The following is a 22,894-nucleotide window of genomic DNA, read 5'->3' as shown; positions in this document are numbered from 1 at the left end:
ATATTCTACAACTTTCTTGGATTGTTGACACTAATCGAGACTAACAATTGTAAAAGCATAGATAGTTTCTGATAGTTATAATAGGTATGTTATACGTTACCACAAATATTTGGATATAATATTAAACATTAATCATTATACCTATATTTCATTGATTTAATTATATGAAAACGTTTGACATATTATTTGCGCATCTATAAAATTGGTTTTGAATAAACCTTCATCTAGGGAGGAACAAGATTGTTAGGAGAACGCTTTCATAAGTTGCATTAGTTTGATGATTTCTCAGACCTTATGAGCAAGGGTGTATAAATTGAAATAGAAGGAGAACGCCAATATGCAGATTAAAAATGAAGCTATGCTTATCACTTACGCAGATAGCATGGGAAACAATTTAAAAGAACTAAACGAAGTACTGGATACACACTTGCAAGGAGTCGTGGGTGGGGTTCATTTATTGCCGTTTTACCCCTCTTCGGGCGACCGGGGATTTGCTCCGATGGATTATACCAAGGTTGATTCGGCTTTTGGCGACTGGGCGGAAATCGAAGAGATGAGCGAGAAGTTCTACATGATGTATGATTTCATGATCAATCACATTTCACAGCAGTCTCCATACTTTCAAGATTTCCTTAAGAAGAAGGATGCATCGCAATACAAGGATTTATTTATTCGTTACAAGGATTTCTGGCCTAACGGTGAACCAACTGAGGTTGATGTGGATTTAATTTATAAACGTAAACCGCGGGCGCCATACGTAGAGGTTACTTTTAAAGACGGGACGAAGGAAAAGGTTTGGTGTACGTTTGATGAGCAGCAGATCGATCTGGACGTGACTACGGAAACTACGAAGAAATTCGTAAAAGACAATCTGACCTTCCTTGCTGATAAAGGAGCATCGATTATCCGGCTGGACGCTTTTGCCTATGCCAACAAAAAGATGGGTACCAACTGCTTTTTCGTAGAACCGGATATTTGGGAAATGTTAAATTTGTCTAAAGAAGTAGTGGAGCCTTATGGCGTAACTGTTCTTCCGGAAATCCATGAGCATTACAGCATTCAATTGAAGATTGCAGACAAGGATTATTATGTCTATGATTTCGCCCTGCCAATGTTGGTATTACATGCTCTATACAGTGGAAAAGTAAATCGGCTTGCGCATTGGCTGGAAATCTGTCCGAGAAAACAATTCACTACCCTGGATACACATGACGGCATTGGCGTAGTGGATGTTAAGGATCTGATGACCGACGAAGAAGCTGAGATGACCAGAGAAAGCCTATATAGTCAAGGAGCAAATGTTAAGAAAAAATATAGCTCCGCCGCTTATAATAATCTGGATATTTATCAAATTAACTGCACTTATTATTCTGCACTTGGCAATGATGATCAGGCATATCTTTTGGCCAGAGCTATTCAGTGCTTCGCCCCTGGTATTCCACAGATTTATTATGTAGGTCTATTCGCTGGCGAGAATGATATTGAGCTGCTCGAAAGCACAAAAGAAGGACGCAATATTAACCGCCATTATTATGCTAAAGATGAAATTGCTGCTGAGGTACAACGTCCTGTTGTTCAAAAGCTGTTCGCATTGTTGAAATTCAGAAATAGCTGTCCAGCTTTTAATGGTGAGATCAAGATTGAACAAGGTAGTGAGAATGAGCTGAACATCACTTGGAAAAATGAAAACAGTGTGGCGAAGCTTGAAGCTAATCTGTTGACCAAAGAATACACCATTCTTGCAGGTGAGAATGAAGCAAATATTGCGAAGGTATTTTAATATTTCCTTTGATATCGAAAGGTGTTCCAAAGGCCAATGTAATGGCTGCTGGAGCACCTTTCTTTTTGGGGGATAGGTGATTCATGTTATGAACTGTTTTTGGTCCGTCTGAATTCTATTGGTGTAAGGCTGAAGTTGCGTTTGAACATCCGGTGGAGATAAGAACTGCTGGTGAAGCCAGTTACTTCAGCAATATCCGATACCGATAAATCACTCTCTACAAGCAGGCGGCATACTTCCTTCATCCGTACCTCCATGATGACATCCACAATAGTGGTTAGGGTCTGCTGCTTATAAAGTCTGCTGACATAGATTGGAGACATATTAAGTTCATCGGCAATTTGGTTCAGACTTAAGCAAGGGTCCATGTAAGATTGCTGAATGGTTTGGTTAATTTGCCGGATTAGATCGCTTTGCTTGGAGCTGCGCTTATCCGCTTGGAATTCCTGAATATGATCAAAAAGCTGGTAAAAAGCTGCCTCAAATTCTTCTATTGTTTCATAATGTTCAAGCGAAGGCATCACCATCATCCCTTCGGTGGGGGTAGGACTAAGCTTCTTGATGTTATCGACAATTCGTTTAATCGTTAGCGTCACCCTTGAAACAGTAAGTTCCAGCACATGATAGGGATATTGCTCCATTTCACGTACCATTTCGGAGAAGTGACTGCGGGCTTCGTCTGTTCTGCCACTTGTGAGCGCATCGACCAGCTTTTTTTCGCTGTCAGCCGGGTAGGAGTAAAGATTGTTCTGAAGCTCGCTAATGCGCTCAGCATTGATCAGGCTGCCATGACCATAAAACAGTCTATGTTTGGAAGCTTCTCTGGCCTGACTGTACAGCCGGTTTAGTACATCTGGATTATCACTGATAGGGCTGTACACTAACGACAGTCCGATTTTTAAATAATCACAACAGGCCACACGGATCTGCCGCAGCAGCACTTCAATCAGCTCGGTATCCAGATGCTCAGTGGAGGTCATGCTGCTAAGCAACATGACCACACTATCGTCATTCATATCTACAGTTTCCACCTGATAAGTCTGTCCACAGATCTCTGAGGCAATATTCATGATGGCAAACTTGTACGGAAGGAGATAAGAGCCTCGTTCCTTTCGCAGAGCTTCGTACTCATCAATGCGTAGTAATACTAGCCGGTAGCCCTCGTTTAAATTAAAAGAAATACCCAGCTGTTGAACATCATTTTGCCGGCTGTTATGAGGAGATTTAATGCCAAGCACCAGATTGCGTAATGAGTTCTGCCTGATCGTAAACATACTGTTGCGTTTATCTGCCTCAAGGGTGTTCATTCGGCTTACGATCGAATCAATCGGCAGATAAAGCCGTTTGGACAGTACCCTAGAAATAACAAGACCGAACAATAAAATAATTAAAGAAATCAGAAGCGTAGTATTGCGGATATGATTGGTCTGTTCAGTAATTACCTCATAAGGAGTAATGCGCACATATTGCCAGCCAAGCGAATCGGGCGAAGTATAGGACACCAGTGATTTATTCCCTCTAAAAGGGGCAGTAAAATAGCCGGCAGAACGTGCTTTTACTTGATGCTCCAGCCAACTGTTTTCATCCCCGGAGAGCTTCTCCAATGTCAGCTTATTCCCCGACAGAAAACGGCCTTGGTCATCCAAAATGTAGGTACTGCCACTACCGGGTGTATTGCCGTTAGCCAGTTCTTTATTGATCCAAGCCGCGGATATGTTAACAATAACCGCAGAGTTAATAGAGCGGTCCCAATTGATCGCATCATAGCAAAGGTAAGTATAGACTGAGATGGTTTTTTTCTCAGGTTCATCTATGGAATAGGTTCGCGGAATCGGCGTAAATGTTTTGTAATCCTGATAATGATTCAGCATCTGAATAATTTCAGTGTCCACCAGTTCGCGGGTGGTGAATACGCCATTCTGGCCCTGTGCTGCCGAAATATAAACCGTGTCATTATTCGGATTATATACATAGATGGATTCAATATAAGGCATGGAATTTAAGTAGTTTCCGAGATCGGACATCGCCGCGGTTACCTCATAAATAGAGGGCTTGTTGTAGAACAACAGATGAGAAATCGTGCTGGTTCGATACAGTTGAAATGAAAGCGTTTGCGCGACTTCAGCCATGTTGACCACTTTTTTGCCAGTCTGGGTCAGATCCCTTAGATCGGAGCGAAAGGTTTGCGTCTTCTCGACGCCGATATAGTACGTATAGTAAACAAAAGTAGAGATAAGAAGGGTTAACGATATGCACAGGGTTATGGTGGTGAGCAGCTTGCCATACAGTAGTCTTTTTCTCCGTAGATCATTATTCTTCATACCGTCCCCCCTGATCATCATATGACTTACTCGGACAAGACTCTGGATGAATTCATATTATGAAGTTCCTTTATTATAAGTCCCCAAGAGTGAACAGAACAGTGGAGCAACCTTAGAATCCTGCATTTTTCCAATCTGAAGGGAGTGAACAAATTAAATATTCGTGTACAAAACAGTCTTTTCTACAAGGATTATAAGGAGTTAGCGAAGCTTGAGAAGCTCAGTGGGTCTCCGAAGACTTTTACATAAACATCCTGATTGTTCAGTTCCTGTTTCGCCAGTTTGTGCAGTAAGGCTTGTAAGCTTCACTTCTGTGTTCAGAAGAATCCCCCTATAGTGGAATTATGCAGTTTCTATATTAAGGGGAGTGAGAGATCTTGAGCCAAACCTCATCCAAAGGAATTTCAAACGTCGAACTTGGCATCCAGACTGATGGTAGAGCACGCTTACGAACGACAAGAAAGAAGAAAGGATTGTTGTATGAGCTGGTGCACAATCGGGTAATGTTTCTGATGCTGCTGCCCACCTTGATCTTTTTTCTGGTGAATTCCTATTTTCCAATGGTAGGCATCTATTATGCGTTCACTCAATTCGACTTCAACAGCAGCATGTTCAACTCCAAGTTTGTGGGATTACAGAATTTCGAGTTCCTCTGGAGATCCGGTACGCTGGTGAAGCTCACGATGAACACGATAGGATACAATATTGCTTTTATTGTACTAGGGAATGTGCTGGCAATTGTCTGTGCGATCCTGCTGAGTGAGCTCAATGGAAAATGGTTTAAAAAGATTAGCCAATCGGTAATGTTTCTGCCTTACTTTGTATCCTTTGTAATTCTCAGCGTAATTGTCTACAACTTGTTTAATTATGACAGCGGTTTCTTAAATACAATGCTTACCCAATTTGGCCTTGATCCGGTCGACGTTTACAGTAAACCTTGGGCATGGATCTTTCTGATCATTATCTTTTATCTATGGAAAAATCTTGGCTACAGCATGGTGATTTATCTGGCGGCGATTACGGGGATTAGTGACGAATATTATGAAGCGGCCAAAATTGATGGCGCTAATATTTTCCAACGGATTTGGTATATAACGGTGCCGATGCTGAAATCAACCTTTGTGGTGCTGCTGCTCTTTGCGCTCGGGAGTATTATGAAGGGCCAATTCGATCTTTTCTATCAATTAATAGGCAATAACGGGCTGCTCTACAATACGACGGATATCCTTGATACCTATGTATACCGTTCGCTTAAAGTAACCTTTGATGTGGGCATGGCAACGGCTGCCGGGGTCTATCAATCCTTGTTCGGCTTCGTCCTCATTATGACGGTCAACTACATTATCCGCAAAATAAACGATGACTACGCCCTGTTCTAGGAGGATAAGAAATGAAAATTCAAAAGGATAAATATACGCGAATGCTTCATTGGATTGCCTATGTGGTCATTATTGGCTTATCGATCGCTTGCCTGCTGCCCTTTTTGCTAATTATCTCTGCGTCTTTGACCAGCAATGAGTCCATTATTCGCGATGGCTATCATCTGATTCCGGCACAGTTCTCACTGGAGGGCTACAAGACGGTATTCATCTTCCCGGATGAGGTGCTGCGGGCATATGCGGTCACAGTCAGCACAACTGCGATTGGAACGGTAATGGGACTTTTTTTCATGACTATGGCGGGTTATGTACTGGCGCGTAAAGATTTTAAATATCGAAATAGCTTTTCCTTCTATATATACTTTACGACTTTGTTTGGGGGAGGACTTGTCCCGTGGTACATCATGATTACGAAATACCTCGGTCTGCTGGATTCCTATGCGGTACTAGTGCTTCCAGGTCTGATGACGCCATTTTTGATCATTTTAATGAAAAACTTCATCAAATCAGCAGTTCCTGAGGAATTGTTCGATTCTGGCAAAATAGACGGGGCCGGTGATTTCCGGATTTACTGGCAGATTGTACTCAAGCTTTCCATGCCGGGCATCGCTACAGTCGGTTTGTTTCTGGCTTTGTATTACTGGAATGACTGGTTCACCTCTTCACTGTTCATCAATGATACGCATAAATATCAGCTGCAATTCTATCTGTACAATGTTATTAATTCAGCACAGTTTATCGCACAGATGGGGGCGGGAACCGGGGTGTCACTGGCTACGGAGGTCCCTGCTGAGTCTACCAAAATGGCGATGGCAATTGTCGTGACGGGACCTATTCTTTTTCTGTACCCGTTCGTTCAGCGTTATTTTGTCAAAGGCCTAACCATCGGCGCTGTAAAAGGTTAGAACCGCAACCTGCCCACTACCGGGTTAAGGTACAGTCGGCTAACATAGAAGCATAGTGAAAAGGGAGGATTCAGATGAATAAACAACGGGGCAAACGCATGTCTATTCTGCTTACGTCAGTACTGGGCTTGACGCTGCTGGCAGGCTGCGGGGGGAATTCTAATTCTGCAAACGGAGACAATGCGGCGGTAAAAGAGAGTAATAGCGGAGGAAACACAGCACAAAGTACGAACGCAGGGACGGAGGAGAAGACCGGACTGGACACTTCCAAAAAGGTCGAGCTGCAATTCTATATGCTAGGCGATGCGCCGAAGGACCTCTCAAGCATTGAAGCGGAAATTAACAAAATGGCCGAAGAGGATCTGAATGCAACCGTTAAATTCAACTATACAACCTGGACAGATTGGGATCAGAAATATAAGCTGCTGCTGTCGTCGGGTCAATCAATCGATCTGATCTTCACTGCGGACTGGACACAATATCAGGCTTATGCGAAAAAGGGAGCTTTTTTAGCTATAGATGATCTGCTGCCCAAAGCTGCCCCAGAGCTCCAGCAATTCGTACCACAGGAAATGTGGGATGCTGTGAAGATTGATGGCAAGATTTACACCGTTCCAGCGACTTATAAGGAGTATGTAACGAACGGCTTCGTATGGCGTGAGGATCTGCGCAAGAAATACAATCTGCCTCAGCCGACAGATCTGGCTAGCTATGAAGCATACATGGAAGGAATCAAGAAAAATGAACCGCAGATGTCACCTGCTTCTTTTAACAGTGATGTAAGAGGTAACATTCATGATGTATATTCAACACTTACCGCACAGGTCGGCAGTCCGCTGCCTTATGGTATTGGTATTAAGTACGATGATCCTTCAAAAGCTTATCTGTATTGGGGCTCGGAGGAACATAAAGAAGAGCTGCTGACGATGAGACGCTGGCAGGAAAACGGATTGATTTCCAAAAACGTCCTGAACTTGAAGGATACCATCCAGGCTCCGATTATCGCGGGCAAGGCAGCAAGCATCTTTGGAGATAATCCGACTCGCTTCAACGATACGTTGATGAAGGTGAAAGCAGCACATCCGGATTGGGATCTAGGTTACTATCCTTATGGCAATACCATTGGTTATGCAACACCAGTTCATCCTATTCATAATGGTTTCGCCATTCCGAAGAGCAGCAAGAACCCTGAACGTGCACTGGCCTTCTATGAAAAAATGGTCATGGATAAACGTTATAATCAGCTGACACAATACGGTGTGGAAGGAAAGAACTATAAAATTGATGCGAACGGCTACTATGAACTTATTGGAGATGCTTCAACGAACGGTTTTACACGCGAGGGAATGAATGGCTGGGCCTGGCGGAATCCGGAGTTCATGCTATTTGATAAATCCTATGATGGCGTGAAGGAAATTTTCGCTGAGCTCGACAAAATTCAGAAGCCGGATATTTTCACAGGTTTTGCTGAGGATTATACCTCCTATCAGGCGGAAAAAGCAGCACTAGAGCAGGTGGAAAAGCAATACCTGTATCCATTGCAAGCTGGATTAGTAGAGGATGTTGATGCGGGTTTAGCCACCTTTATGGAAAAGGCTAAGCAAGCCGGCCTTGAAAAAATTCAGACCGAATATATCAAGCAATGGGATGCTTATGTGCAGGAGAAGGGTTTGAAATAATAAAAGTAGCAAGGGATGTTCCTTAAGCCTAATGGCAGGGAGCATCCCTTTTTTTGTGTTCTTTAACGTACTCAGATTTACGAGAAACGTTGACGGAATTCCCGTGGAGTGGTTCCTTCTATTCGAATAAAGCTGGAGCTGAAGTAAGGGGCCTGATTGAAGCCGACTTCCTCGGCTATACGGGCAATCGTGTAGCTAGTCTGCATCAGCAAAAGTTTACTTTGCTGAATCCGATAATGCAGCAGATATTCCATCGGCGCACAGCCGTATTCCTTCTTCATGCAACGAGCGATATATACAGGGTGAAAGCTTAGACTTTCCCCGAGCTGCTGCGCAGTGATATGCTCACGAAAATGGCTGCGTAAATAGGAGGCCGCTTGCTCTGCACATATTTTGGAGGGCGAGGGGCGCTCATGGCTGAGGGAGGCGGATAACTGCTGAATAACCTCCTGAAACAACAGCTGCTGCTGAAATGGAGTATCGCTTAAATGGGAATTAGGCACAAGCTGATTCAGCTGCGAGAGCAGTTCTTCCATCTTGGACGGCTGTAGCAGAGTTGTATATTGAGGCAAGCGTAAGCTAAACGGCCGGATATCAAATTCGTCAGATTGTAGGGAGTTCTCTATTTTGACGTTATCTTTCTCAAGCGCAGCAGCCGTATCCTCGGTCATATTCCAGTCGCCCACCGTTTGAAAATGCAGCCAATAATAAGAGGTGGATTCCTTGCAGCTATCCGTACTGAAATGATGGCTGTCTGGACGAAGCAAGAGCGCCTGACCCGCTTTTACTTGAAAAGGGAGACCGCCTTCACTCATATATAAACAGCCTTGTTTAACTACAAGCATATCGAACACCCGGGTATTATGGCGGCTCATATGATAATGGCCGGGGGAGAAAGTATGGAATCCGCTCACAATGTAGTACAGCAACGGAGGAACGGTGAAGTTCAAGATGTTCATGTCAGAAGCTCCTTTTAGTGAGGTTGGAATAATGTAATAATTGGTTTGAAATCTGTACCATCATCCAAAGTATATCATCTATAATTTAGTCTGACCTAATGAATAAAGATGTTATTTTTTAGGCTAAGTCTATAGGTATGGTTTACGAGGAGGGTTTGTATAGTGAAAAAAGAAAGACAGGGTTTTGGACTCTGGGTATTGGCTTGGCCTATATTTATAGAGGTATTTCTACAGACTCTGCTGGGTACGGTAGATACATTAATGGTCAGCCGTATCTCTGATGATGCAGTCGCCGTAGTCGGCATTTCCAATCAATTGTTCGGTGCATTGACCACACTTTTTACAACATTTGCGGGTGGAGCGGGGATTCTGATCGCACAGAGAATGGGCTCCAAACGTTTTGGTGAAGCGCGCACGATTGCTATTATGGGGGTAACGGTTAGCCTCGTGTTGGGGATTGTCGTGAGTATTGTATTGTTTTTCTATGCGGGCCCTATTGGTGGGGTTCTAAATATAGCACCTGAGCTATTGTCACTTTCCAATGTCTATATCTCCTACGTCGGCGGTGGACTTTTTATGGTCGGAATGATTGCTTCCCTCGGTACCGCTATCCGGAACACAGGGAATACCAAAGGGCCGATGTACACAGGGATTATAATCAATGTCATCCATATAATTCTGAACTATATTTTTATATTTGGTGTATTCGGTCTGCCACAGCTAGGCCTTGCGGGCATCGCGATCTCCAGTATTGTCAGTAGACTGGTCGGAGTGATTATTCTCTATTCCTTATTCCGGCGTTCTTTCGAAATCAAGGTTAGACTTAGAGATTTCCGTATATTCAATGGGAAGCTGTTCAAGCAAATTCTGAAGATTGCCTGGCCGCTGGGGATCAATTCTTCCTGTTGGGTATTCTCCCAGCTTATTGTGTATTCCTTTCTGGCTGCACTTGGAGCCGAAGCGTTAGCAGCACGCACGTATCTTAACACCTTGGAGTCCTTTTGCTTCACGCTTGGTTATGCTTTTGCGCTGGCGGGGCAGATACAGATTGCTCATTTATTCGGAGCAGGCAAACTGAAAGAAGCTTATCGCAGTGCGTATCGTACACTCTTTATTGGTTTGAGCATTGTGTCAGCTAACATGTTGTTATTATTCTTGTTCGGAAAACAGCTGCTCGGTTATTTCACATCTGATCCGAAAATTATTGCGATCGGGGTTTCTTTGTTAGCTCTAAATCTATTGCTTCAGCCCTCCAAAATGCTGAATATGGCCCTCGGCAACGCGCTGAATGCCATCGGGGATACGCGTTATACGATGTATACTTCCATCGTGTCTATGTCCCTCATTGGCGTGGGCTGCTCCTATTGGTTAGGAATCAGCGTCGGCTGGGGACTCATAGGTATCTATTGTTGTATGATAGCCGACGAATTGGTGAGAGGTTTGCTTGTTTTGGCGCGCTGGAGGGGGCGAAAGGTTCTCCGCCAAGCGGACACCGGCTTGAGTGAAGAGAATGCTTCACTACATGGAGCGGGAAAAAGAAGCGCCTCGTTAACCACATAAGCGGGACTCTATAAGCCCAGCTTGATGGGCAATGGAGTGGTTTTAGAGTAGGACGTTGTTTGTGGAGTAGTGTTTTTGTTTCGGCAGTAGGGTGGTAGTAGTGCTGCAGTAGTGCTGCAGTAGTGCGACAGTAGTGCGACAGTAGTGTGATAGTAGGGAGGCTGTGGGAGGGCGGTAGTGGGGTGGTTGCGGGAGGGATGACGTTGTGCTTTCGGACTCAGATGCCGCTATTTGCTAATTTAGAGCCTTTTCCGGTTAGTTTCGGACTGGAGGGGCGCTATTCCTCGTGAAATGGCTCATGTAGGGGTAATTTTGCGGCAATAGTGACACTGGAGTCCGAAAGCGACTTTGAAAGCCCAAGTAACACCGTGCACCCAAGCGACAACGAGCACTTCAAGTAACATAGAGCAACTCTGTGGCTTGAAAATTGATTAGTTTAGGGGCAGTAGGGCGTTGTGCTTTCGGACTCAGATGCCGCTATTTGCTAATTTAGAGCCTTTTACGGATAGTTTCGGACTGGAGAGGCGCTATTCCTCGTAAAATGGCTCCTAATGGGGTCGTTTTGCACCAATAGTGACTCTGGAGTCCGATAGCCCATGAAAAGAGGCGTTTGTGCGGAAATAACGGCTCTGAGGTCCGAAAACAACTTTGAAAGTCCAAGTAACACCGTGCACCCAAGTGACAACGATCACTCTAAGTAACATTGAGCATCCTGAGTAACGTCGATCACTTCAAGTAACATTAAGCATCCCGAGTAACGTCGTGCACCCAAGCGACAACGAGCACTCCAAGTAACATCAAATTTGCTGATGCTTTTTTGAAAGAGGTTACCTCATGAGTAATTACTTCTGTGAGGGCCTCTTTTTTATGCGCGTATAAAGTTTAAGTTTGACGGTCCTCAAATTTGATTATTCATTCATATAGAGTTTGATTCTATGATATAAATGAGGTAGCCTTTATAGAATGGGTAGCCGTTATATAAATACATGTTAGTGAAGGGTTTGAGGGAAATGTTGTTGTCAAAATGGAGAGGGTTTTCGTTACTAGGGCTGCTCTTAATGCTTGTACTATTATCAGGCTGTTCTAAAGGAACAGCGCATGTCACAGTGAATAAGAATGGAAGCGTAGATTTTGCAGTGAATATGAAAGTGAATTCGCGGGCAGAAGCGTTGATTAGCGGAAAAATGGAAGATGCTCTGGTAAACAAACTTAAAGATCAGGGGATTGAGCTAGAGAAAAGCCAAGATGGAAAATCTACAGTCTATGAATTCATGAAATCTTATGCCTCTTTTGAGGAAATGAAAGCACTCTCTGGTGACTTGGATATTGTGGACCTGAAATTAGATACCAAAGATTATTGGTTTTATACCAAATATGATGTTGAGGCGAAGCCCAAATTAAATAGTTACATAGACACCATAATGGATAATATGGGATCGCTCAGCTTATCGAAGCCGATTATTCGGGCGTTTTTACAAAACATGGCTTTCGACTTTAAATTAACGTTACCTGTGGATTTATATGGAGACAATAATGCAAATGTGGAGGACGGCAGAACCCTTACTTGGAATGTTACACTAGCGGATACAGAGCCAATTCAAATGCAGGTTTATGTGCCTAATGTATGGAATATCGTGATTGTGCTTATCATTTTAGTGGTGGTTATTGTAACTGCGATTATATTGTTCGTCAGAAAAAGAAAGCAGCGTAATAGAAAACGTTTCTAAGTGGGTTCGTAAGGTTTAGGAAGTGCCGGGAAGCTAAGATGCTTTACCGGCCTTCTTTACTTTTTAGCAGGCACAGAGTTATAATTAGTACCAAGTACTAATATCAGATACTAAATGAAGAGGTGATTGGAATGACAGGTGCAAAAATTACCGCTATCGGAACCTATGTCCCAGCCAAAAGACTGACTAATGCCGATCTGGAGCAGATCGTAGATACAAATAATGAATGGATTGTACAACGGACCGGAATCCGTGAGCGCCGAATTAGTAGGCAGGATGAGTATACAAGTGATTTATGTGCAGCAGCTGTGCAGGATCTTATGACTCGTTATGGAAAAAGCGTTCAGGATGTCGATATGGTCCTGGTAGCTACGAGCACACCTGACTTTTCCTTTCCCTCAGTAGCTTCTTTGATTCAAAATCGTTTTAACATTCCACAGACTGCGGGTGCTATGGATTTGAGCGCAGCATGCGCGGGTTTTGTCTATGCACTGCATACTGCTCACAGTTATGTGGCTTCAGGAATGCATCGTAAGGTACTGGTTATTGGTGCGGATACGATCTCCAAGATTACGGATTATACTGACCGCAGTACATGTATTCTTTTTGGGGACGGAGCGGGAGCTGTACTTGTGGAAAGTGATGAGCAGTCGACGGGATTTTTGGGCTTCCAGCTGGCAAGTGATGGCGGTGGGGCACATCATGTGTACCGTACGGGGCTTGCCCATACTGTAAACAATATTGAGCTGGTAGATACACAAATGCTGGTACAGAACGGACGTGAAGTGTTTCGCTGGGCGGTCAGAACGGTTCCTTTAGGTGTGCAACAGCTGCTTGAAAAAGCGGAGGTAACTCTGGAGGAAGTAGACTGGTTTATTCCACACAGCGCTAATATGCGCATGATTGAGCCAATTTGTGAGCGATTAAATTATCCGCTGGAGCAGGTGCTGCACAGTCTTGTGAATTTCGGCAATACTTCTGCTGCCACGATTCCTTTAGCACTCGATTTGGGCATCCGCGAGGGTAAAGTACAAAATGGACAAAAGATCCTGATGTATGGTTTTGGTGCCGGATTGACCCAGGCGGGGCAATTGATTGAGTTGAATTTGGATCATCAGGTAGGGATACCTACTCCATATTAAGAGGTGGAATTTGGTGAGTTGATGTCCAATGAATGTTTATAACGAAACGTTTCGGTTAATCAAAAAAAGACAACGCCGTTTGCGGAAACCCGCTTACCTTGGCTGTTGTCTTTTTTTTTTGATTACTGAGTATTTAATTGACTGCCACAGGATTCACGTACAATAAGCACAGGCTCCACTACAAACGATCCACCGCCAGACTGATTGTTAATCAAGTCATAGAGCATATGAGCAGCGAGGATGCCAAGCCGTTCTTTGTTCTGGCGGATGGTCGACAGTTTTGGACTGGTATATTTACAGGCTTCAATGTCGTCACAACCGATAATTGCAATATCTTCAGGAACGCTGAGGCCGTGTTCTTTCAAAGCCCGGATGGCTCCCAGAGCCAGCAAGTCAGAAGCCGCAAAAATGGCTTTTGGTAAATTTCCGGCTTGAATTAATTGCTGCATAGCCGTATAACCGCTGGGCTCAAAGAAATCGTCGCCATGAACAAACCACTGACGGTTCAAAGTGAGGCCGAAGCTTTCAATAGCTTTGACATATCCAGATTCCCGCAAGTTAGAAATATCTGAATCCGCTGCACTTCCGATAAATCCAAGCTCTCTATAGCCAAGTAGATAAAAATGCTCCACGACCTTGGAAGAAACCTGAAAGTTATCTGACATCACAAAGCCAGATTTTTTGCCCTTTAGCTCAAGGTCGACCCCGATACAAGGAATACTGCTCATATCCAGATCGCGGATGGTAGGCTCCATCTTTTGCCCGGAAATAATGACACATCCATCCACATTAAAATGAACAGATCGAGCGAAATAATCGCCGCTGCTGATGAATTTCTCGTTGGAAAAGAAAATGAGATCGTAGCCCAGAACGCCCATCTGCTTTTTAAAGGAATTTAGCACTTCTACGAAAAAGGGATGGGTAAATTCGACATTAAGCTCGCCAGCAAAAATAACCCCGATCAGATTCGACTTCTTAGTTGCGAGTGTCTTGGCGGAGTTGGAAGGTGAATATCCGGTTTGTTCGATGATCTCCAAAACTCTTTGCTTGGTTTTTTCGGAAACATCGCTGTAATTGTTCATAATTTTCGAAACAGTCGAGACAGAAACGCCGGCCATTTCGGCAATCATTTTGATATTCATAGTTAATAAAGCCACCCTCCGCTAAATAGTTGAAATTTGAGAAAAAGACTGTTCTAGAGCGGTTATTTGCGAGTTATTATGAATAGGGTGAATGAAAATTCAATTATTTTCAGTCTATTATTATTGCCGAAACAAGTCAAATATATATTTCACTATGCAGATTTATTCCAAAATAATCTATGTAAAAAAATTCAAAATTACATCTTTACAAAAATAGAAAACTAAGCAACAATAGCATTGTCGAAACCGATTTCGATTTTTCGCTTGAATTACGAATATTACGAAATTCGAGGAGTGATGTTTAGGATGAAAAGGAATTTCACAGCAGCGCTTGCTGCTATGCTCCTTGTCACCGGGCTGCTATCACCGGTTGGGAGCATGAATGCTTCAGCGGCAACGAAAGTGGAAAATGAACCAATCAATGGATTGAAAGCGTTTACCGATGTATCTCCAAGTCATTGGGCCGCAGGCCCATTACAGCGTTGGAGCGCAAATGGGATCATAAGCGGATATGACGACGGGTCGTTTCGTCCGGGTAAGGAAGTCACGAAGGCAGAATTCGCAGCTATTATGAATCGTATATTTAATTATCAGGAGCAATCGGATAAGGTTCCCGCTGATGTCCAGGCTACAGACTGGTATAAAAATGATATAGCCAAAGGGATTGCAGCTGGATATTTAAGCAGTGATCAGAAGAACAATATTTATCCTTCAAAAGCACTTTCGCGCGCGGAGGCGGCGTTAGCATTGGAGAAAGTGTTTCGTTTCAATGCAGACAAAAGCAGTACAGCAGCATTCACCGATCTGAACGGAGTCAGCGATGAAACCGCAAAAGCAATAGCTGTTCTATCGAGTGCAGGTTTTGTAAAAGGATATCCTGGAGGTTTGTTTAAGCCAGATGGTGGGATCACCCGTGCAGAGTTAGCTCAGTTGGCTGATCGAATGGTTTCGGGACTCCTCCTGAAATCAGGAGAGACTTCACTAGGAACAGTTAAGGGCAATGTAGTCATTAATCGGGCTGATGTGATTCTTAAAGACACGGTCATCCAAGGTAATCTTTATCTAACCGAGGGGATAGCTGACGGGAATGCAAAGCTTGAAGGTGTAAAGGTAACAGGGACTACTTTTGTACGGGGAGGCGGCGAGCAAAGTATCGGCTTATACCATACTTCTCTTGGACTGCTTCAAGTAGCCAAGCCTAATGGTAAGGTTCGGATTTATGCCAGCGGGTCGACAGCTGTGGGTACAGTGCAGCTGCTATCTGGGGCAATCTTAGAAGAAAGCAGCGATCTTACCGGGGCAGGGTTTGGGGATGTTGAGATGGATGTCGTTCCTCACAATATTTCGCTTCGCGGAACATTTGCAGCGGTTCGTTCGGCAGACTCAGCAGTCAGCGGTTCTTTGTTAAGAATCCTTGGAACTGTCGGCAGCCTTATTCTGGGAAATCCGGCCCAATTAACATTGGAGAACAATTCACAAGTGGCGGCACTAATCCTATCTGCGAGCGCTGGAGGTACAACAATTCAAGGCAGCGGAAGCGTAACCACAATAGATAACAAAGCCGATGGAGTAACGATTGGCGGTGTAGCATTAAAAAAAGGAAACACTGGCAAAACAACATTGCCAATAGCAAGCTCAGCGCCAAGCAGTTCGGGGAATGTAGGTCCAATATCGACACCAAACTCCACACCTGAAGCAACGGCGACACCTACGGCAACTGCTACGCCAATCGAAACACCAACACCAACACCAACACCAACACCAACACCAACACCAACACCAACACCAACACCAACACCAACACCAACACCAACACCAACACCAACACCAACACCAACACCAACACCAACACCAACACCAACACCAACACCAACAGCCACACCAACCACTGATCCGTGGACACTGGTGTGGGGGGATGAGTTTGATGATGGAGAGATTGATGCCACAAAGTGGACCTATGACCTTGGAGATGGATCGCAATACAACAATCCAGGTTGGGGAAACAATGAGAAGCAGTGGTATACCAACGATGAGAAGAATGTAAAGGAACAGGACGGTAACCTGATTATTACGGCCCACAAAGAAGAAAAAGCTGGCAAACAATATACTTCTACACGGATTAAGACTAAAGGGTTGTTTAGTAAAAAATATGGCAAATTTGAAATTCGGGCCAAAGCACCTACTGGAAAAGGGTACTGGCCGGCGATCTGGATGCTGCCGGAGAACGATGTGTACGGGACTTGGGCTGCTTCCGGTGAGCTTGATATTATGGAAGGCTGGGGCAGTCGTCCAAACACGGTAGCGGGGACGATTCATTACGGCGGTATGGCGCCGAACAATGTATACTCCGGCAAAGAGTATGTATTTCCGGATAACGCTACGATTGAGCAGTTCCATACGTACTCTATTGAGTGGGAGCCGGGTGAAATTCGCTGGTATGTGGATGGTGAATTATATTCGACCAAAAATGACTGGTACAGCATCAGCAATGGGCAGCCTGCCAATAATGTGTATCCAGCGCCGTTTAATCAGAAGTTCCATTTGCTGATGAATCTGGCCGTAGGCGGTAACTTTGATGGTGATCCGACTAGCGAAACCGTATTTCCAAAATCGATGGAGATTGATTACGTTAGAGTCTACGAGCTGACAGGTCGTGAGTACCGCGAGCCTATTCCAGTTACACTGGAGAAGGAAGCCTATCCGGAAGGCTCCAAGCTTGCACTGGCAGACGGCAACATGGTCTATAACAACAATTATTCGGAGCAGGTGCCGGGGGATGACGGTATGGGAATCCCAAATACCGCACATTGGGCACTTTATAAAGAAGCAGGGGCTGAAGCTACGGTTTCTACTGTTCCTATTGGGGAGCGCAATTATGTGAAGGTAGATATCAGCAGTGGCGGCGGGAATTTTTATTCGATTCAACCCCAAGCTATCGTATCTATAGCTAAAGGCAGGTTCTATAAACTCAGCTTCGATGCCAAAACCGATATGTCCCGCAGTATGAGCGTTCGGTTAACAGGTGGAGAATCTCGTGGATTTGCAGCGTATTCTCCATCGTTTAAGGTAGATCTAACTTCAGCGATGACGCATTACGAAACGATGTTTCAAATGAAGGAGAACTCAGATATTGCTGCACGCGTCGAGTTCAACGTGGGTACCAATACTTCACCGGTATGGTTTGGTAATGTCAGATTAGAAGAGATTGAGAATATTCAATTCCCGCATGATAGTGTGAAGGAACCGCTGGCCAACGGTAATCATCTGTACAATGGTACTTTCGATATTGGCGAACCCAATCGGATGAGTTATTGGCATACGGAAGCAGCTGGTGGTGTCACGGTAGAATCAAGCGTTAATGACAATGGTCAGTTAAAGCTGCAGATTGGCGGCAGTGAAAATGGTGAGGTTCGGTTACTTCAGAAGGGAATTCAGCTCATTCAAGGGCAGGACTACAAGGTTACCTTCAATGCTTCAGTCTCCTCTGCACGCACAGGAACGGTCCAACTACTAGGAAAAGACGGCAGTGTACAGGCAGAACAACCGGTTAGCTTAAGCGAAGGTGAGCAAAAAATTAAAGCCACCTTTATCAATCTTGCAGGTGCAACCGATCATGAAGGACAATTCGTATTTTTATTAAACGGGGCAGCGGATACAGTCGTTCTGGATAACTTCCAGATGATACGTACTAGCTTCTATTTTGATCCATCGCTAATATATTACCCGCTCCTGAATGGTGAATTTAACTTTGGGTTTAGCGCCTGGGACCGCCTGTTGACAGAGCAGGGTGGTCAGAGCAGCGCTACGGTTGCAGATGGAGCAGCGAAATTTAGCATTACGAATACTGGCAGTCAGGCTTATTCTGTAATGTTGTTTCAGAACAACTTGAAAGCTGCTGCTGGAATGGATTATGTGGTTGAATTTGATGCCAGTTCAACCGTAATCCGCAAAATCGGGGTGAACGTAGAAAATGGTACGTATCAGGCCTCGTTCAGCAATATTCTGGAGGTAACGCCGGAGACGAATCATTACAGATTCGAATTCCGGCAAGGCAGCAAGGATACATTGTCTCTTAAATTCCTGCTTGGGAAGGTTGAGGGGATTAGTATTCCTCAAAACCATGATATTATCATTGACAATGTGAAATTTGAGATCAAAAATGCACCGGCCAAACCGCAGGAGCTGCTGAGCGACAGCAGTAATAACAGAGTTTCGCAGCCGATTGAGCTTACTTTTATCGACAATGCAAATTGGCGGAATCAAATCATGGCGGTAAAGGTTAACGGTACAACACTTAATGCAGAGCAGTACACTATTGAACCGGGAAAAATCACAATTGAAGCAGCAGTATTTCCGGCAGAAGGAAGTTATACCATTACTGTTGAGGCTGAACATTATGTTACTGCAACTGTCGCGCAGACTATTCTAGCTAATGATAACAATCTAGTCATCAATGGTTCGTTTGGCAGCGATAAGACGGGCTGGACTACATGGTCCGGAGAAGGTGGCGTCTCCGCGTTTAATGTGAAGGATGGCGTAGCTGAAATCCTGATTACGTCGGCCGGATGGGAAGCGTGGCATACACAATTTTTCCAAGAGGGTATTCCACTGGAGGGCGGAAAAACATATGAGGTGAGCTTCAAAGCAAAATCAACGGTTCCCCGCCAAATTGTGTTAGAATACTCCAATACTTCAGCTGCTTCCGCGCAAGCTAAGTTTGATATTCATGCGGATTGGGCTACTTATACAGCACAATTTACGGTGTCGAACAGCAACCCGCTGAAGCTTAATTATCTGATCGGCAAAACGCTGGGCGCTGATCCTGCGGCTAACAGTACACCGCATACGATTTCTTTTGACGATATTGTGGTCAGGGAGGTACAAGGGGGTCCACCAGTAACACCGCCAAGCGGTACCCTGGATAATGGAACCTTCGATGTAGATGCAACGGGCTGGAGCCAGTATTTTGACGGAATCGGAACTGCTTCTGTTCAAGAGGGGGAATTTGCTATCAACTTAACAGGTACCGGGCAAGCCCCTTATAGCGCACAGGTGGATTACGAAAATCTCAAGCTCGTTCAGGGAAAGACGTACACCTTGAAGTTTAAAGCTCGTTCTACAGTAAACCGCAATATTCAGGTAGCTGTGGAGCATAAGGGCGGGGACTACACCAAATGTATGGAAGCTGAGCTTGTAGCCTTGACCCAGAATATGGACGAATACAGCTACACTTTTACCATGAATGGGGCAACAGACGCTGGTGTTCATCTGGTGTTTTTGCTAGGGCTTATAGATGGGAATAGTACGGAGACGAATAGTGAAATTAGCGCGGGCAGTACAATTTATTTAGATGATGTAAGCTTGATCGAAGGGTAAACGAGAAAAAACGGCAGTGTTTTCCTTTTTACAGGAGCACTGTCGTTTTTTTGTGTGTTTTTTGTGGGTTTGACTTAAGTTTCTTTAGGGATAAATTCAAAAATTTTGCCACTCTCAAAAGATTCTATTAGTTTCAGCAACCAGCGGTAGTAGTTAATGGATTCAGTTATTTTTTCTTCATCTGTATTTAAGAGCTGCATAAGTTTACTATCGTCACTATACTCTTTTTTCATATCGTTAATTTCTGCAAGTGATTTCGCTAGTGAGATCATATTACCTTCGACGGCTTTTCTCCATTTAATAGAGAAGTAATCACTGAAGTTCTGATGCCAGTCAGGCACAGTGGTGAACAAGTCTTTGCGCGTCCCTCTCCCCCATACTTTGTCGATCATTTTCAGATCTAGAAGGGTACGGACTCCCGTACTCATGGACGTTTTACTCATTCCCATTGTTTTACTGAGTTCATCCAGTGTCACTGGACCTTGATTGAAGTACATATAACCGTATAAATGTCCAATAGACAAGGTAATGCCATACAGATCCATGTTTTTGCCGATAGAATCGATCACACGTTCACGGGCTTTACTAATCTTCTCTATTTGTTCGGGCGTAAGCCCTTCTAAATCGTTCATGATGTCCCTCCTGAGGAATAGGTCGATAGACTGCAACCTTATACAATGTATTGTAATCAAATCCCCCTCCATAAGTAAAGAATTCATGAAGAAAGGAATTTGGCGTAAAACAGAGTATTCCATACATAAAGTTCATAAAGTTAAAACTGTACACTAAATTTTATCCGTATATGGTGTTTGCATGAATTTTCAATAGTCCGGTAAACTACTATAAGTGAACTAAACCCGGATAACATTTCGGGAGAAGGAGGACGGCATGGCTATTATAGAGGTGAAACAACTAACCAAAGTATTCGGTCATGATGCGGGACGCGCGATTCCTTTATTAGAGCAAGGGATGTCGAAGGAAAAAATTGCTCAGGAATTGAAGTTGACAGTCGGAGTCAACAAAGCCGAATTCAGCATTGAAGAAGGAGAAATATTCGTCATTATGGGTTTGTCCGGCAGCGGTAAGTCGACGCTGGTTCGTTTGTTGAACCGCTTGATTGAGCCTACAGGGGGGCAAGTTCTTTTTAAAGGGAAAGATGTTGTGAAAATGAATCCGGAGCAGCTGCGCCAATTCAGACGGAAGAACATCGGCATGGTGTTTCAGAAGTTCGCATTATTTCCACATCGAAGCGTACTGGAGAATGCAGCATACGGGCTTGAAGTTCAGGGCGTAGATAAAAAGAAAAGAACTGAACTGGCAACAGAAGCCTTGCATCTGGTAGGTCTGAAAGGTTGGGAGAATCATCGTCCTGATCAACTCAGTGGAGGGATGCAGCAGCGTGTTGGACTGGCACGGGGCCTTGCTAACGACCCGGATATCCTGCTTATGGATGAGGCATTTAGTGCACTGGATCCGCTTATTCGTAAAGACATGCAGCAAGAGCTGCTGGAATTACAGGCCAGAGTGAAGAAGACCATCGTGTTTATCACTCATGATCTAGACGAAGCTTTGCGGATTGGAGATCGGATCGCACTGATGAAGGACGGAGTCATTGTGCAAATTGGTACACCGGAAGAAATCCTCATCCAACCTGCCAATAAATATGTAGAGCGATTCGTGGAGGATGTGGACTTGTCCAAGGTGTTGACTGCAGCTCATGTAATGCGTCAGCCGGAAACAGTCAGACCTGAACGCGGGCCTCGGGTAGCGCTTCAATTAATGCGTGACAGTGGTATATTCAGTCTGTATGTAGTGGACAAGGAAAATAAGCTTCTGGGTGTTATTACAGCTGAGGATGCCCTTAAGGCACTGAATGATAATAAATCTATTCTGGAAGTAACGCGGAGAGAAATCCCACGTGTTCAACCGGAAACGCTACTCAATGATTTCTTTGAATTAATATCTGAGACACATTTGCCTGTAGCCGTCGTAGATGAAGCGGATAAATTGAAGGGTATTGTGATTAAAGGAGCCGTTCTTTCCGCACTCGCCGGCAACGCGGTACCGGAAGGAGGATTATAATGGACATTCCTAAACTGCCTTTGGGAAAGGCACTCGAGTGGTTGGAAAATTGGCTGACGACTTATTGTGGGCCCCTGTTTGACTTCATCCATTCGATTATCGGTGGTATGGTGGCTGGCATTGAAAATGCACTTACCTTCCTGCCAGCATTAGTACTTATCGTGCTTATTGCAGCATTGTCTTATTGGATCGGTAAATGGCGCATGGCACTATTTGCGGTCATTGGGCTGCTTCTGATTGATAATCTTGGATTATGGGGACCTTCTATGCAGTCCTTGGCCCTTGTTCTAACCGCCTCGATATTGGCTGTAGTAATTGGTGTGCCGATTGGTATTTTATGTGCGCAGAGAAATACCGTTAGAAATATAGTTACGCCTATTTTGGACTTTATGCAGACGATGCCGGCTTTTGTATATTTATTGCCAGCGGTATCCTTTTTCTCATTGGGCGTAGTTCCAGGGGTTATTGCTTCGATTATTTTTGCAATTCCGCCAACGATTCGCTTGACCAATCTCGGAATTCGTCAGGTTTCGGAGGAACTGGTGGAGGCAGCAGATGCTTTCGGATCGACACCTACTCAGAAATTAGTTAAATTGCAGCTTCCAATCGCTTTACCAACAATTATGGCAGGTGTGAACCAGACCATTATGTTGTCACTGTCAATGGTTGTTATCTCATCGATGATTGGTGCACAGGGCGTGGGTGCCTATGTATACCGTGCGGTATCACAGGCTAAGACAGGAGACGGATTCGAAGCAGGGATTGCGATCGTTATTATCGCCATTCTGCTGGACCGTCTGACACAGAACGCACTAAAACCAAAACAAAGATAGGAGTTTTAA

General features: G+C 44.3%; 14 protein-coding genes. 10 read left to right on the top strand and 4 right to left on the bottom strand.

The window, feature by feature from the left end:
* Positions 1–337 precede the first annotated feature (337 nt).
* Positions 338–1,780 (top strand): sucrose phosphorylase, encoded by a 1,443-nt coding sequence (gene gtfA, locus NST94_RS25190; protein WP_280753844.1) that lies wholly within the window; start codon positions 338–340, stop codon positions 1,778–1,780.
* Positions 1,781–1,866: 86 nt separating this feature from the next.
* Here the strand turns inward: gtfA and NST94_RS25185 are convergent, their stop codons facing one another.
* Positions 1,867–4,101 (bottom strand): AraC family transcriptional regulator, encoded by a 2,235-nt coding sequence (locus tag NST94_RS25185; RefSeq protein WP_076128035.1) that lies wholly within the window; start codon positions 4,099–4,101, stop codon positions 1,867–1,869.
* A 503-nt stretch (positions 4,102–4,604) separates the two neighbouring features.
* On the opposite strand from NST94_RS25185, the gene NST94_RS25180 reads away from it, so the two are divergent.
* From NST94_RS25180 to NST94_RS25170, 3 genes are all read left to right on the top strand, one after another.
* Positions 4,605–5,480: an ABC transporter permease subunit gene (locus NST94_RS25180; RefSeq protein WP_094903677.1), complete on the top strand. Its 876-nt coding sequence runs from the start codon at positions 4,605–4,607 to the stop codon at positions 5,478–5,480.
* 11 nt (positions 5,481–5,491) lie between these two features.
* Complete coding sequence (locus tag NST94_RS25175; protein WP_036685379.1) at positions 5,492–6,385, top strand: carbohydrate ABC transporter permease; 894 nt, start codon at positions 5,492–5,494, stop codon at positions 6,383–6,385.
* 68 nt (positions 6,386–6,453) lie between these two features.
* Positions 6,454–8,064 carry an extracellular solute-binding protein gene (locus NST94_RS25170; RefSeq protein WP_139329889.1) on the top strand — a complete coding sequence of 537 codons (1,611 nt, stop codon included), beginning with the start codon at positions 6,454–6,456 and terminating at the stop codon, positions 8,062–8,064.
* A 77-nt stretch (positions 8,065–8,141) separates the two neighbouring features.
* On the opposite strand, the gene NST94_RS25165 is transcribed toward NST94_RS25170, so the two are convergent.
* On the bottom strand, positions 8,142–9,023 hold the full coding sequence (locus NST94_RS25165) for an AraC family transcriptional regulator (protein ID WP_076302405.1): 882 nt from the start codon (positions 9,021–9,023) through the stop codon (positions 8,142–8,144).
* 162 nt (positions 9,024–9,185) lie between these two features.
* On the opposite strand from NST94_RS25165, the gene NST94_RS25160 reads away from it, so the two are divergent.
* The 3 genes from NST94_RS25160 (at position 9,186) to NST94_RS25150 (ending at position 13,452) form a co-directional block, all read left to right on the top strand.
* Complete coding sequence (locus NST94_RS25160) at positions 9,186–10,583, top strand: MATE family efflux transporter (protein WP_256716121.1); 1,398 nt, start codon at positions 9,186–9,188, stop codon at positions 10,581–10,583.
* 1,016 nt (positions 10,584–11,599) lie between these two features.
* Positions 11,600–12,310, top strand: a complete 711-nt coding sequence (locus tag NST94_RS25155) for a hypothetical protein (RefSeq protein ID WP_175619000.1) — start codon at positions 11,600–11,602, stop codon at positions 12,308–12,310.
* 131 nt (positions 12,311–12,441) lie between these two features.
* Entirely contained in the window at positions 12,442–13,452 is a 1,011-nt protein-coding gene (locus NST94_RS25150) for a ketoacyl-ACP synthase III (protein ID WP_076128027.1), read from the top strand.
* Between the two features lie 122 nt (positions 13,453–13,574).
* Here the strand turns inward: NST94_RS25150 and NST94_RS25145 are convergent, their stop codons facing one another.
* Positions 13,575–14,594: a LacI family DNA-binding transcriptional regulator gene (locus tag NST94_RS25145; protein ID WP_076128026.1), complete on the bottom strand. Its 1,020-nt coding sequence runs from the start codon at positions 14,592–14,594 to the stop codon at positions 13,575–13,577.
* 306 nt (positions 14,595–14,900) lie between these two features.
* On the opposite strand from NST94_RS25145, the gene NST94_RS25140 reads away from it, so the two are divergent.
* Entirely contained in the window at positions 14,901–19,970 is a 5,070-nt protein-coding gene (locus NST94_RS25140; protein WP_339281406.1) for a carbohydrate binding domain-containing protein, read from the top strand.
* A gap of 74 nt (positions 19,971–20,044) precedes the next feature.
* Here NST94_RS25140 and NST94_RS25135 read toward each other — a convergent pair whose 3' ends face one another.
* Complete coding sequence (locus NST94_RS25135) at positions 20,045–20,602, bottom strand: transcriptional regulator (protein WP_036685364.1); 558 nt, start codon at positions 20,600–20,602, stop codon at positions 20,045–20,047.
* A 256-nt stretch (positions 20,603–20,858) separates the two neighbouring features.
* Here NST94_RS25135 and NST94_RS25130 point away from each other — a divergent pair, with 256 nt between their 5' ends.
* Positions 20,859–22,052, top strand: coding sequence for a glycine betaine/L-proline ABC transporter ATP-binding protein (locus tag NST94_RS25130; protein WP_036685362.1), 1,194 nt, complete (start codon positions 20,859–20,861; stop codon positions 22,050–22,052).
* On the top strand, positions 22,052–22,885 hold the full coding sequence (locus NST94_RS25125; protein ID WP_076099393.1) for a proline/glycine betaine ABC transporter permease: 834 nt from the start codon (positions 22,052–22,054) through the stop codon (positions 22,883–22,885). The genes NST94_RS25130 and NST94_RS25125 overlap by 1 nt, the downstream gene beginning before the upstream one ends.
* The last annotated feature ends 9 nt before the right edge of the window (positions 22,886–22,894 follow it).

It is taken from the genome of Paenibacillus sp. FSL H8-0282, assembly GCF_037963825.1.
Taxonomy (GTDB): domain Bacteria; phylum Bacillota; class Bacilli; order Paenibacillales; family Paenibacillaceae; genus Paenibacillus_AQ; species Paenibacillus_AQ odorifer.
Note: the sequence above shows the minus strand (reverse complement) of the source record. Positions and strands in the feature narration are given on the sequence as shown.